This is a genomic window from Nocardiopsis prasina DSM 43845, from assembly GCF_000341265.1.
Lineage (GTDB): Bacteria > Actinomycetota > Actinomycetes > Streptosporangiales > Streptosporangiaceae > Nocardiopsis > Nocardiopsis prasina.
In genome coordinates this window covers 1-12,976 of record NZ_ANAE01000197.1, presented here as the reverse complement: position 1 = coordinate 12,976, position 12,976 = coordinate 1, and the positions used below count along the sequence as shown (strand labels likewise).

Sequence of the window (12,976 nt, the reverse complement as noted above, 5' to 3'; positions counted from 1 at the left end):
CTCCGAGTTTACATGGCCCGAGCAGTGCTCGAACCGGTGTGTTTCGGAGATTGTCTGACTCGAAGATCCGATCACGCCCACGGAGAACCCGTGTTCGTTTCGATCGAGAAGATCCTGATCCCCCTTGCGACCTTGGGCCGGTCGGAGGCGACTCGGAGAACATTACCCCTCGGCCCGGTGTCGCGCAAACGGTTCTCCGCATGACCCGGGTCACATCAGTTGAGGATGCTCCCGCCGCCCGTTCCCGGCGCCGCGTACAACCACTCCACCTCCAGTGACACCGCCGCCACCGTCCCCGGGGAATACGCCATGAGGGCCTCGGGGCCCACGAAGGACGCGGCCACCTGGGCGATGGTCGGGTTGTGCCCGACCACCAGGAGCGTGCCGGCGTCCGCGTCCGCCTGGTTGACCAACTCCAGGAGCTGGTCGACCCCTGCGAGGTAGGCGGCCTCCGAGTAGTCGACGGCGGCCCCGCCCCCTCTTGTCGGGTCCATGGCTCCGAGGACTCCGTCGAGTGTCTGCCGGGTGCGCCTGGCCGTCGAGCAGATCACGTGGTCCGGGGCGTGCCCGAGCTCGGCGAGCAGCACTCCCGCCCGCCGTGCCTGTTCCCTGCCCAGATCGGTGAGCGCGCGCTCGTGGTCGGTGCCCCCGTGACCGTCCTCCGCCTGTGCGTGGCGCATGAGCAGCAGTGTGCGGCTCATGGCGTCAACACCGTCGCGACGATGGCGAGCAGGGCCATGAAGCCCACCATCGCCCCCACGATGACCAACAAACCCTTCATCCCGGACAAGGCCAACTCCTTCGACTCCGGCTACCCCTGTTGTCTGACCGCTCCGCCGGGTACCGCACGGACGCGTTCCCTCAGGTTAGGTGCGCCCCTGCGGACCGGTGCCGCGCCCTCACCCCAGGACGCGGCGCGGCCGCCCGGGTCTCCCCGGACGGCCGCGTCATCGCTTCGGACCGGCCTCGCCCCCGTCCGTCTTCCCACCCCGCGTTTGCAGTGGGGGAGGGGTCCGGTCAGGTGCTCCGGTCCGGGTCTCAGCCCTGGTTGGTCTCCCCCGCCCGGGCCTCCTCCCTGTGTCCGCCGTCTTCGTCGGCCGGGTCGGCGACGTCACCACTCACGGCGTCCGCGCCCTGGTCCCCGCCACCGGAGACGGATCCGTCTCCGGCCTCCGGGGCACCCTTGGGGGCGGAGGCCCCGCTGGTCTCGGCGAGGTCGGTCTCGGTGCCCGACCCCCGGTTCTTCGACCACAGGACGGCGCCGACCAGCACGCCGACCGCGACCACGGTGACCGCCACCCGCAGGGCGACGTTGTCCGCGTAGATCACCACGCTGGGCGCGACGATCAGGGCGACGAGGTTCATCACCTTGAGCAGCGGGTTGATGGCCGGTCCGGCGGTGTCCTTGAAGGGGTCGCCGACCGTGTCGCCGATGACGGTCGCCTCGTGGGCGGCGGAACCCTTGCCACCGTGGTGGCCGTCCTCCACGAGCTTCTTGGCGTTGTCCCAGGCGCCGCCCGAGTTGGACAGGAACACCGCCATCAGCACGCCCGCGGCGATCGCGCCGCCCAGGAAGGCGCCGAGCGGGGCGTACCCGAAGGCGAAGCCGACCGCGATGGGCGCCAGGACCGCGAGGAGGCCGGGGGTGACCAGCTCCCGCAGCGAGTCCTTCGTGCAGATGTCGACCACCCGGGCGTACTCGGGCTTCTCCGTACCGTCCATGATCCCCGGGCGGGTGCGGAACTGGTTGCGCACCTCAAGGACCACGCGCTGGGCGGCGCGGCCGACGGCCATGATCGCCAGACCGGAGAAGAAGAACACGACGCTGGCGCCGATGATGACCCCGACGAGGACGTCGGGCTGGTCCAGGGAGAGGGAGAAGACCTCCGTGTCCCCGAGGCGTTCCTGGACCGAGGTGCGGAAGGCACCGAAGAGGGCGGTGGCGGCCAGGACCGCCGTAGCGATCGCGATGCCCTTGGTGATGGCCTTGGTGGTGTTGCCGACGGCGTCGAGGCCGGTGAGGATCTCGGCACCCTTGCCCTCGACGTCCCCGGACATCTCGGCGATGCCCTGGGCGTTGTCGGAGACCGGGCCGAAGGTGTCCATCGCGACGATGATGCCGACCGTGGTGAGCAGGCCCGTGCCCGCGAGGGCGACGGCGAACAGGCTCAGGGTGATGGACCCGCCGCCCAGCAGGAAGGCGGCGTACACGGCGCCGGCGATGAGCAGAGCCGAGTAGACGGCCGACTCCAGGCCGACGGAGATGCCGGAGAGGATGACGGTGGCCGCACCGGTCTGCGAGCTCTCCCCGATGTCCCTGACCGGACGCTTGTCGGTCTCGGTGAAGTAGCCGGTGAGCAGTTGGATGGCGGCGGCGAGCACGAGGCCGATGAGGACGGCCGCGACCGCGATGAACCTGGGGTCGGGGTTGGTCCCGGCGTCGGAGATCTCCTGCAGGACGGTGTCGCTGACCCCGGACATCTGCTCGAAGCTGCTGGGCAGGTACCAGAAGGCGGTGGCCGTGACCAGGACGGCGGAGATCGCGGCGGAGATGAAGAAGCCCCGGTTGATCGCGGTCATCGCGCTCCGGTCCCGGGTCCTGGGCGCCACGATGAAGATGCCGATGATGGCGGTGAGGACACCGATCATCGGGACCAGCAGCGGGAAGACCAGGCCCTCGGTGCCGAAGGCGACGCGACCGAGGATGAGCGAGGCGACCAGCACCACGGCGTAGGACTCGAAGAGGTCGGCCGCCATGCCGGCGCAGTCGCCGACGTTGTCACCGACGTTGTCCGCGATGGTGGCCGCGTTGCGCGGGTCGTCCTCGGGGATGCCCTGTTCGACCTTGCCGACGAGGTCGGCGCCGACGTCGGCGGCCTTGGTGAAGATGCCGCCGCCGACACGCATGAACATCGCGAGGAGGGCGGCGCCGAAGCCGAAGCCCTCCAGGACGATGGGGGCGTCTCCCCGGTAGAGGAGGACGACGAGCGCGGCACCGAACAGGCCGAGGCCCACGGTGATCATGCCCGCGACGCCGCCGGTGCGGAAGGCGATCCGCATGGCGGTGTGGTTGTCGCTCTCCGTTCCTCCCCGGGCGGCGGCCGCCACCCGGACGTTGCCGCGTACCGCGAGCCACATGCCGATGAACCCGGTGGCGGCCGAGAGCAGCGCGCCGAGGGCGAAGAAGACCGACCGGCCGACCGCGATGGCCCATGTGTCGGCCGGGAGCAGCAGCAGGAGAAGGGGAATGGCGACGACGAACACCGCGAGGGTGCGGAACTGCCGTTTCAGATAGGCCGCGGCTCCTTCCTGTACCGCGACCGCGATGTTGCGCATTCGCTCGGTGCCCTGGCCGGCGGCGAGTACCTCACGAACCAGCATCCCCGCGACGGCGAGCGCCAAAAGCGCGACCACCATGACGAGGATGACGAGTGTGAGGTCCCGACCCTCCAGTGCCAGTGCCATGCCACTTCCTGTGGCGAGGTTGAGCCCAGACAATCCGTCCTCCTTGAGACGGGCACGTCCTTTTCGGCCCCTTGTCGAAGGCGCGCGGGACGTCGGGCCGTGTGGGCTCCGGTGCCGCGCACCGCCGTGGACGTACCGCCGTCCGTAAGGCTCCTGAACTGGCTCGACGGCACGCTTGCCGGGGTCGAAGCGGTGCCACCTTCCTGTGTGGTGAACGCCGCCCGCAGTCACGCACGCGCGGACGGTGATCCGGGGATTCTACGCACGGAAGGGAATAAAGCAGAGAGCCGGTTCGGCATTTGCCCAAGAGAGATTAAAGATGTGATCTCACGGTGATCCTGGGAATCGGATAAATGCCTTTAGCGACATTATTGGGCTTGCATAGCCTCGCATAACACGTTAACTCGATGTTAACGTTAAAGTACGCATAAAGCCAGGAACAGGGAAGTTGTCCCTTTGGCCTCATCCCACCCATCAGCCCCGCGCACAACATCGATCCCCCAGTTCGCGCACGGATCACTGACACGGGGCAGCGGACCCGCCTCTGTGAAAGGCGGAGAAAGGGGTTTCGGTCCGAACGGAACTACGCTCGGAGCAACCGCATCCCCGAGGGGTCGATCCCGTCCCCCGAGGTCGCCCTGCCGGAGTCGAGGTCGTCGGCCAGCCCCCGGGCGAACGCGGCCACCCCGGCCACGTCGACACCGTGGGGCGCCTCAGGCCCGAAGGCCTCCACGCGGTCCGCACCGCGCCTGAGCAGCCGGGCGGCGCCCACCCTGTTGCCGCGCTGGGCGTGGGTGACGCCGACGGCCGTCTGCGCGAGGCCCCGCCACAGCTCCCGCTCCGGTTCCGGCGCGGACTTCCAGACCGCTTCGAGAACCTCGTGGGCGGTGAACGCGAATCCGCCGTCCAGCAGGAGCTGCGCCTCCGCGACGCCCTCCTCCACGGTGAACTCCGCGTCGTCGGGCACCCGGTCGACCTCACCGACGCTGCCGTGCGGCATCGGACGGCCGTAGCGATCACGCGGGCGCTGGTTCTGCGCCTGCCCGGACTCGTTGCGATCGCGGACGCCGTCGGCCCCGGGCCGAGATCTCCTGGTCATACGTTCCTCACCGCCGTTCGCCGTCGACGCCCCGTTCACCGGCGACGCCGAGCCCACCGTCGACTTCCCGCAACCACCCTACGAGAGCGCGTTCCACTTCGAGCGGGCGCTCCTCGTGCGGAAAGTGTCCGGCCTCCGGCACCTCCACCCACCGGAAGGGGCCTCGCACGAACTTCCCGGAGGCGCGTGCCGTCCCGGGCGGGCACACCGGGTCCAGGGCTCCGTGCAGCTGGAGGACGGGGACGCGCACCGGGTGGCGCATGCTCATCGCGTACCTGAACCCGTCCGCGCGGAACCGCGAGCGGAAGATCCAACGGTGGTACTCCAGCGAGCAGTGCGAGACCTTCGGTATGGCGAACGCGAGGCGGTAGCGCTCCTCCGTCTCCCGGTCCGGCCAGCCGGGGGCGGACCAGGAGTCCAGCAGTTCGCCCACCCGGACGCAGCCGTCTGCGAGGAGGCGGTGCTCGGGCAGGACCGGTACCTGGGCGCGGAGCATGTGCGTGGTGCCCGGACCTCCGGAGAACAGGACACGTGCGGCGCGGCGTGGGTGGGGCGCGGACACCGCCGCCAGGGCACGGACCGCACCGGGGTGGTGGGCGGTCAGGGTCCAGCCCACCAGTCCGCCGACCCCGTGGCCGACCACGGCGGCGTTCGCCGCTCCGAGCGCGCGCACCAGGCTCGCCATGTCCTGGGCCAATCCCACGAGGTCGTAACCGCGCGGTGTCTTGTCGCTGGCTCCGTAACCGCGCAGGTCGACCGCGACGGCGCGGTACCCGGCCTCGGCCAGGCCGGTCAGCTGGGCGCGCCAGGCCCACCAGAACTGGGGGAACCCGTGCAGGAGGAGGACCAGGGGGCCCTCCCCGAGTTCGGCCACGTGGAACCGGGCGCCGGCGGCACTGACCGTCCGGTGGGACCAGGGGCCGTCGACGTAGGCGGCCGAGTCGTCCAGCACCGGCGACTAACGGCCGGCGGGTTCGGGCGCCTCGCTGTCCGAGGCGGCCTCGACCGACCCGTCCCTGGGCGGACGGATCTCGCCGCGCAGGATGCCCATGAGCCGGGAGGTGGTGAGCGCCGTGCGGGCCAGGCCCTGGCGGCGGCGCAGGTTGATCACGGCGACCAGGATGAGGACGGCGGCGATCAGCAGGTAGAAGCCGGTGACGGTCAGGAAGGAGAGCCAGAAGGCCCACCCGGCGACCTCGGCGAGGAAGAGTCCCGCGGTGACCGAGAACAGGATCAGGACGAGGTGGAGGACGAAGGCCGCGGCCCCGAACTCGCCGACGCTCTTGCCGATCCTGGTCGCGTCGGCCTTGGCCTCGAGCTTGGCGAGCCTGAGCTCCAGCCGCACGATGCGGGAGAGGTTGTCGGTGGCGTCGGAGACCAGCTCACCGATGGAACGGTCGGAGTCGCTGGCAGTGCCAGGTCGACCGGTACCCGGCTTGTCCACCATCGTGGGGGTTCCCTTCTCTCGGTCCGTACACGCGGATGATCCTCCGCATCCTCGCACATGCCCTCCCACCCGTGTCTCTCACGGCACGCAAAACCCGGGGCTTCGGTTTCGTCACGTGGGTGAGCGGGAACGGCGCCCCGTCCCTTCGGAAGGGGCGGGGCGCCGTGGTGTCCGGGCCGGACCGGGGGCGCGGCGGGGCCGCGCGGCGTCGGTCGGTCAGGCCGTTCAGTCGCCCTTCTTGGCGGAGGGCAGCTGCTTGGCGATCACGTCCATGATCGAGGAGTCGGTGAGGGTCGAGGTGTCACCGACCTCGCGCTCCTCGGCGATGTCGCGCAGCAGGCGGCGCATGATCTTGCCGGAACGGGTCTTGGGCAGCTCGGGAACGGCGAGGAGCCGGGCCGGCTTGGCGATGGGGCCGAGCGAGCTGCCGACGTGGTTGCGCAGTTCCTGCACCAGGTCCGCCGGGACCTCCTCGGCACCGCCGCGCAGGATGACGAAGCCGACGATGGCCTGGCCGGTCACCTTGTCGACGGCGCCCACGACGGCCGCCTCGGCGACCTTCGGGTGGGAGACCAGGGCCGACTCCACCTCGGTGGTGGAGATGTTGTGGCCGGAGACGAGCATGACGTCGTCCACGCGGCCGAGCAGCCACATGTCGCCGTCCTCGTCCTTCTTGGCCCCGTCACCCGGGAAGTAGAGGCCCTCGAAGCGCGACCAGTAGGTGTCCTTGTAACGCTGGTCGTCGCCCCAGATGCCGCGCAGCATGGCCGGCCACGGCTCGCGGATGACGATGAAGCCGCCCTCACCGTCCGGGACGGACTCGCCGTGCTCGTCCACGACGTCCGCGACGACGCCCGGGATGGCGCGCATGGCCGCTCCGGGCTTGCCGGAGGTCACGCCGGGCAGCGGGCTGACCATGATCGCGCCCGTCTCTGTCTGCCACCAGGTGTCGACGACCGGGGTGCTGCCGCCGCCGATGTTCTCCCGGTACCACATGTAGGCCTCGGGGTTGATGGGCTCGCCGACCGAGCCGATGACCCGGAGGCTCGACAGGTCGTACTTGGCGGGGATCTCGTCGCCCCACTTCATGAAGGTGCGGATCGCCGTGGGCGCCATGTAGGCGATGGTGACCTTGTACTTCTCGATGATCTCCCAGAAGCGGCCCTTGTGCGGGGTGTCCGGGGTGCCCTCGTACATGACGACGGTGGCCGCGTTGGAGAGCGGGCCGTAGACGATGTAGGAGTGGCCGGTCACCCAGCCGATGTCGGCGGCGCACCAGTAGACGTCGGTCTCCGGCTTGAGGTCGAAGACCGCCCAGTGGGTGTAGGAGGCCTGCGTGAGGTAGCCGCCGGTGGTGTGCAGGATGCCCTTGGGCTTCGCCGTCGTTCCGCTGGTGTACATGATGTACAGCGGGTGCTCGGCGTCGTGCGCCTCGGGGGCGTGCTCGGTGCTGGCGGTCTCGACGACGTCGTGCCACCACACGTCGCGCTCGTTCCACTCGACGTCCTGGCCGGTGCGGCGAACGACGAGGACGTTCTCGACGGCGGGGCGGTCGGCGACGGCACCGTCGACGGCGGGCTTGAGGGCGCTGGGCTTGCCGCGCCGGTAGCCGCCGTCCGCCGTGATCACGAGCTTGGCCTGGCTGTCGTCCAGGCGCTGGCCGAGAGCGTCGACGGAGAAGCCGCCGAAGACGACCATGTGCACGGCGCCGATGCGGGCGCAGGCGAGCATGGCCACGACGGTCTCGGGGATCATCGGCATGTAGATGGCGACGCGGTCGCCCTTGGTCACGCCGAGCGAGGTGAGGGCGTTGGCCGCCTGGCACACCTGGTCCTTGAGCTCGGCGTAGGTGATGGCGCGGCTGTCGCCGGGCTCCCCCTCCCACTGGAGGGCGACGCGGTCGCCGATCCCGGCCTCCACGTGCCGGTCCAGACAGTTGACGGAGGCGTTGATCTGGCCGCCGACGAACCACTGTGCGTAGGGCGGCTTCCAGTCCAGGACGGTGTCCCAGGTCCGCTCCCACTGGAGCCTCCGGGCCTGCTCCTCCCAGAAGCCCAGGCGGTCACCGGCAGCCGCGTCGTAGGCGTCCGCCTTGACGTTGGCGTTCGCGGCGAGGTCCGCCGGCGGCGGGAAACTCCTGGTCTCGTGGAGAAGGTTGGACAGTGTCTCCTGGCTCGGGGGAGTGCTGTCGGCCACTGTGATTCTCCTTACGTTGGCTTTGGGTCCAGACTAATCATGTGGTCCATACCGGGGGAACAGCCGGGTCCGCGTCCAGCGGCGGCGCGGCGCGGGCGCGCGACGAACGGTCGGCGAACGGTCACCGGTCCGCGACGAGCGGTCCCTGTGGGACCGGTGAGGGCCGTGGAGCGCACGGTGTTACCGACGCGTAGTGTTGGCTTCCGTGAGCGAATCGACTTCTGCATCCCTGTCCGACCCACTGTCCCGGATCGCCGGGCTCCCCGGGGTGAGCGACGCGGTGAACGAGACGCGGACCCTGGTCGACAGGCTGCTGGGACACCGCATCCTGCGCCGTCGGAGCAGCGACGTGTCCATGGAGTCCTCCCTGCGGGGCGCGTGCGCGTCGGCCGCTTTGGAGGGCGCCGAGGTCTCGATGGACGAGATCCGCGAGGGTCACGTGTACGACACCCGGATCAAGGGCGCGCTCCGTATCGGCGGTGAGCTGGGCACGATGGTGGACACCTGGCCCCAGGCCCCTCGGCAGGCGCTGGCGCGACTGCACACTCTGGCTGCGGCGGACGCGGTGTCCGAGGACGCCCTGGGTCGACCCCGCTTGGAGGGTGAGCGGGTCGAGGACCCGCTCGACCTGGGTCCGGCGCCGAGCGCGGCGGAGGCATCCGCTCGCCTTGAGGGCCTGTACGCGCTGCTGGGCGCGCGCACGAGGGTTCCGGCCCTGGTGACGTCGGCGCTGGTGCACGGCGAGCTGATGGCGATCCGGCCGTTCGGCTGGGGGGACGGGCTGGTGGCGCGCGCCGCCGAGCGGCTGACCCTGGTGGAGCGGGGCCTGGACCCCAAGTCCCTGGTGACGTCCGAGCTGGGCCACCAGACGCTGAGGGACGAGTACGCCCCGGCGCTGCGCGGGTACATGGCCGGTACCGCCGAGGGCGTGGCCGCGTGGGTCGCGTACTGCTGCCGCGCGGTGCGGGCCGGTGCACAGGACTCCCTCGCCACATGCGAGGCACTCAAGCGCGGGTGATCCCGGCCGGAGTCGAACCGAACCGTGTTCGTTCGTACCGCACTCCGGAGTGCCATCGGATATTCGGCAGTTCACCCACTCAGTTGATTTACCAACAAGCAGTAGCGCGAACGCGTCTCGTTTCGATCACGCTTGACCGTGCGCGAATGTTTCCTGATTGCTCACGCACATGCACGTGCATGCGAACGGCACTCCGGATGACCGTCCGGGGTGCCGTTTCTGATGGGCGGGAGTGACTTAGCAGGCGCCACCACATATGACCCCACCTGGGAAAACAGAGCATCCACAAACCTGGGAAGGGCCTATGCGAGCCTGTGGAACACGGCTTCTCAACCCGCACTCATGGACGACCCAGAGCCCCGTCTCCTTTGTTGCAAGACCGAGGACCCTTCTTCCAAAAGGTGGCGGGACGAAGTTTCTCTGTTGGATTCCCGATCCCATAGACAGTGTCTCGTGATAGCGTCTGTTCCGGAGTTGCGCGAAGGGTCGACTGCGACGGGCCAAAAATCCGAGCTTACCGTCTTTATGGACACAAGCCGCCAATACGGACATTGCGCCCGCGAAACTGCGTCGCCGTCGTTCCTCGCGAGAAGCACGAACCCGGACACCCCGCACGGGGTGCCGTGCGTTCACGCCAGCGCTCCCGACGGACCCTTCCCCGGAGAGCGGACTCCGGCCTGTCCCCCCGAGGCCGGAACCGAGTGGCCCCCAGTTCCCCCTGTGGGGTCCGCTCGACGTCCTCCGCTCCGTCTCACCTGACGGGCCGGGACACACGACAGCCCCCGTACGTGTGTCCCGCCCGCCGGGTGGGGCAGCCTCCGGCCTCCGCCTCCTCCTCACTCCCCCGACCGTTCCGCGACAACGCACCGGGTTATCCACAGATCCGCATCGGTGGCTTCCGCCGCGCCCCCGGTTCGGCGAAGGTCGAAAGGGCAGGTTCCCTCCCTTCCCGGAAGGCCCGATGGACGTCCCGCAGCGCACCCTGATCGCCACCGCAGACCCCGCCCTCCTCGACGACCTCCTCCGGCTGACGGCCGCGGCCGCCACCGAGGTCACCGTCGCCCCCGACCCCGACCAGGCCCTGCGCGCCTGGGGCCGCTCCCCGCTCGTCGTGGTCGGCCACGACCTGGACCACGCCCTGCGCGCGGCCGGACCCCCGCCCCACCCCCGTGTCGCGGTGGTCGCCCACGGCACCGGGGACACCCGCGGCGAAGGCGTCTACCTGCTGCCCAGGGACGAGTCGGCCCTCATTGACCTGTTCTCCTCCGTCTCCGACCGCTCCCCCGCTCCCGTGGTGTCGGTCGTCGGCGGCCGGGGCGGCGCCGGAGCCAGCCTGCTGTCGGTCGCCCTGTCCCTCGCCGGTGAGCGGGCGGGCCTGGCCACGGCCCTGCTCGACGCCGACCCTCTGGGCTGCGGGCCCGACATCTACCTGGGCTGCGACCACACCGACCCGCGGACCCAGACCGGATGGGCGGACCTGCTCCGGCAGCGCGGCCGGGTTCCCTGGCGGACACTGCGCGACGGCCTTCCCAGGGTCGGCCGGGTGGACGTGCTCACGTGGGCGCGGAGCGACGGCGCCGAACAGGGGCACCCGCTGCCGGTCGGGGCCGCGCGGGCCGCCCTGGAGTCCGCACGCAGGGGCACCGACCTCGTGGTGACGGACCTGCCCCGCTGCTTCGACCCCGGCACCACCGTTTTCCTCAACCACTCCACGCTCGTGCTCGTGGTGGTTCCGGCGGACGTGCACTCGGTGGTGTCCGCCGCGCGGATGACCCACCGCCTGCGGCAGGAGACGACACGGGTGCGGGCGGTGGTGCGGGGTGCCCGGGGCGGCCTCTCCACCGGGATGGTCACCACAACCCTCGGGGTGGAGCTCGGCGCCGACCTGCCACCGGAACCGGGACTGTCCCGGGTGCTCCGTGTGGGCGAGGTCCCCGCCCGGCACCCCCGTTCCCCGCTGGCGCGCTACGCGGACCAGGTCGTGGGCTCCCTCGTCACCGAACGGGAGGCGCGGTGAACGCCGTCTGGGGCCGACTCACCAACCGCGCGCCGACCCCGCCCACACAGGGCCCACCTCAGGTGAACAGCGTGCTGGACCGGGTCCGCGACCGGTTCGTGGCGTCCGGTACGCCGGTCACCCCGTCCAACGTCGCCGCGGCGATCCGCTCCGAGGGCGGAGCCCTGGGCGACCGCGAGCTGCTCGCGATGACCCGTCGGCTGGCCGCCGACCTGTCCGGTGCCGGACCCCTGGAGGAGCTGCTCACCTCGGACGTCACCGACGTCCTGGTGAACGGCCCGGACCAGGTCTGGGTCGACTCCGGAGAGGGGCTGCGCCGGGTTCGGGACGTGCGCTTCACGTCCGAGGACGAGGTGCGCAGGCTCGCCCAGCGGCTCGCCTTCCAGGCGGGCCGCCGCCTGGACGCGGCCGCACCCTACGTGGACGCCCGTCTGCCCAACGGGGCCCGACTGCACGCGGTACTGCCGCCGATCGCCCCCGAGGGGGCCTGTCTCTCCCTGCGGATACCTCCCCGGAGGGTGTTCGGCCTCCGGGAGCTGACCGCCAGCGGAACCCTCACCGCCTCCGGCGCGGACCTGCTGCGCGCCCTCGTCTCCCACCGTGAGCCCTTCCTGGTCAGCGGCGGCACCGGGACGGGGAAGACCACGCTGCTCTCCTCCCTGTTGTCGCTGGTGGACCCGGAGGAGCGGATCGTGCTCGCCGAGGACTCCCCCGAACTGCGCCCCGAGCACCCGCACGTGGTGCGCCTCCAGACCCGACCGCCCAACATCGAGGGCAGCGGGGAGGTCTCACTGGAGACCCTGGTCCGGCAGGGGCTGCGCATGCGCCCGGACCGGCTGGTGGTCGGTGAGGCGCGCGGCCCGGAGATCGTTTCCTTGCTGGGAGCCCTCAACACCGGCCACCGGGGCGGCGCGGGAACGCTCCACGCCAACGGGGCCGGTGAGGTGCCCGCCCGCGTCGAGGCGATGGGGTGCGCCGCAGGGCTCGGCCGGGGCGCGGTGCACAGCCAGCTCGCCGCCACCGGGGTCCTGGTGGTCCACCTGGTGAGGGACCACTGCGGGCGCCGCCTCTCCGAGGTGAGGGTCCTGCGCCGGGAACCCTCCGGACTGGTGCGGGCCGAACCGGCGGTGGCCTTCGCCGCGGACGGGCGCAGACACGAGCACCCCGGAGCTGAGGAGGTGGCCGCCCGCCTGGGCCGGGGGTGGATGCGGTGACCCTCCTCGTGGTGTTGACGCTGGCGGCCGCCCTGGCCTGGTCCGTGCCCCGCACCGGCTGGTACCGGTTGGCGGGCCTCGTGCCACGGCGCCCGCGCCGTGCACTCCCCCGGCCCTCCCTGGCACCGCTCCGCGCCCTGCTCACCCGCCGCGAGGAGGCAGCCGAGCGACGGCGGGCGGTGATCCAGCTCTGCCGGGTGATGGCGGTCGAGCTCCGCTCCGGGCAGCCCCCGGAGACGGCTCTGCGGGTCGCGGTGCTGGAGACGGGTCCGCTGGTGGGCGCGGTGTCGGACGTGGCCTCACTCCGCAGGGCCGCCGAGCAGGAGGAGGACCTGTGGGCGCTCTCCTATGTGGCGGCCTGCTGGGAGGTGGCGTCGGAGACCGGCGCCGGGCTGGCCGGGGTGGTGGACGAACTGGCGGAGAGCCTGACCGAACGGGAGGAGCAGCGCGCCGAGGTGTGGGCGCGGACCGCCGGTCCGCGCACCACCGCCCTGGTGCTGGCCGGGTTGCCGCTGGTCGG

General features: G+C 71.0%; 10 protein-coding genes. 4 read left to right on the top strand and 6 right to left on the bottom strand.

Annotated elements, in window-relative coordinates; all coding sequences use genetic code 11:
* Positions 1 to 215: 215 nt before the first annotated feature.
* The 6 genes from D452_RS0124125 to acs form a co-directional block, all read right to left on the bottom strand.
* Positions 216 to 701 (bottom strand): SixA phosphatase family protein, encoded by a 486-nt coding sequence (locus D452_RS0124125; protein ID WP_017546704.1) that lies wholly within the window; start codon positions 699 to 701, stop codon positions 216 to 218.
* 337 nt (positions 702 to 1,038) lie between these two features.
* Positions 1,039 to 3,465, bottom strand: a complete 2,427-nt coding sequence (locus D452_RS0124115; RefSeq protein WP_017546702.1) for a sodium-translocating pyrophosphatase — start codon at positions 3,463 to 3,465, stop codon at positions 1,039 to 1,041.
* A 583-nt stretch (positions 3,466 to 4,048) separates the two neighbouring features.
* Positions 4,049 to 4,564 carry a DUF309 domain-containing protein gene (locus tag D452_RS0124110; RefSeq protein WP_017546701.1) on the bottom strand — a complete coding sequence of 172 codons (516 nt, stop codon included), beginning with the start codon at positions 4,562 to 4,564 and terminating at the stop codon, positions 4,049 to 4,051.
* A 7-nt stretch (positions 4,565 to 4,571) separates the two neighbouring features.
* Entirely contained in the window at positions 4,572 to 5,516 is a 945-nt protein-coding gene (locus tag D452_RS0124105; protein WP_017546700.1) for an alpha/beta fold hydrolase, read from the bottom strand.
* A gap of 6 nt (positions 5,517 to 5,522) precedes the next feature.
* Positions 5,523 to 6,011 carry a phage holin family protein gene (locus D452_RS0124100; RefSeq protein ID WP_017546699.1) on the bottom strand — a complete coding sequence of 163 codons (489 nt, stop codon included), beginning with the start codon at positions 6,009 to 6,011 and terminating at the stop codon, positions 5,523 to 5,525.
* A 225-nt stretch (positions 6,012 to 6,236) separates the two neighbouring features.
* Entirely contained in the window at positions 6,237 to 8,207 is a 1,971-nt protein-coding gene (gene acs / locus D452_RS0124095; RefSeq protein ID WP_017546698.1) for an acetate--CoA ligase, read from the bottom strand.
* Between the two features lie 205 nt (positions 8,208 to 8,412).
* On the opposite strand from acs, the gene D452_RS0124090 reads away from it, so the two are divergent.
* The 4 genes from D452_RS0124090 to D452_RS29930 form a co-directional block, all read left to right on the top strand.
* Positions 8,413 to 9,225, top strand: coding sequence for a Fic family protein (locus D452_RS0124090; RefSeq protein WP_026129639.1), 813 nt, complete (start codon positions 8,413 to 8,415; stop codon positions 9,223 to 9,225).
* A gap of 961 nt (positions 9,226 to 10,186) precedes the next feature.
* Positions 10,187 to 11,242 (top strand): septum site-determining protein Ssd, encoded by a 1,056-nt coding sequence (gene ssd / locus D452_RS0124085; RefSeq protein ID WP_017546696.1) that lies wholly within the window; start codon positions 10,187 to 10,189, stop codon positions 11,240 to 11,242.
* Between the two features lie 71 nt (positions 11,243 to 11,313).
* Positions 11,314 to 12,456, top strand: coding sequence for a TadA family conjugal transfer-associated ATPase (locus D452_RS0124080; RefSeq protein WP_370446548.1), 1,143 nt, complete (start codon positions 11,314 to 11,316; stop codon positions 12,454 to 12,456).
* Positions 12,444 to 12,976 (top strand): type II secretion system F family protein (locus D452_RS29930; RefSeq protein WP_040694789.1); only part of this gene is annotated, 533 nt, incomplete at its 3' end. The genes D452_RS0124080 and D452_RS29930, both read left to right, overlap by 13 nt.

Bases quoted from the DNA above. Each gene is read 5' to 3' on its own strand.
- D452_RS0124125 (WP_017546704.1), bottom strand. From the start codon at position 701: ATGAGCCGCACACTGCTGCTCATGCGCCACGCACAGGCGGAGGACGGT.
- D452_RS0124115 (WP_017546702.1), bottom strand. From the start codon at position 3,465: ATGGCACTGGCACTGGAGGGTCGGGACCTCACACTCGTCATCCTCGTC.
- D452_RS0124110 (WP_017546701.1), bottom strand. From the start codon at position 4,564: ATGACCAGGAGATCTCGGCCCGGGGCCGACGGCGTCCGCGATCGCAAC.
- D452_RS0124100 (WP_017546699.1), bottom strand. From the start codon at position 6,011: ATGGTGGACAAGCCGGGTACCGGTCGACCTGGCACTGCCAGCGACTCC.
- ssd (WP_017546696.1), top strand. From the start codon at position 10,187: ATGGACGTCCCGCAGCGCACCCTGATCGCCACCGCAGACCCCGCCCTC.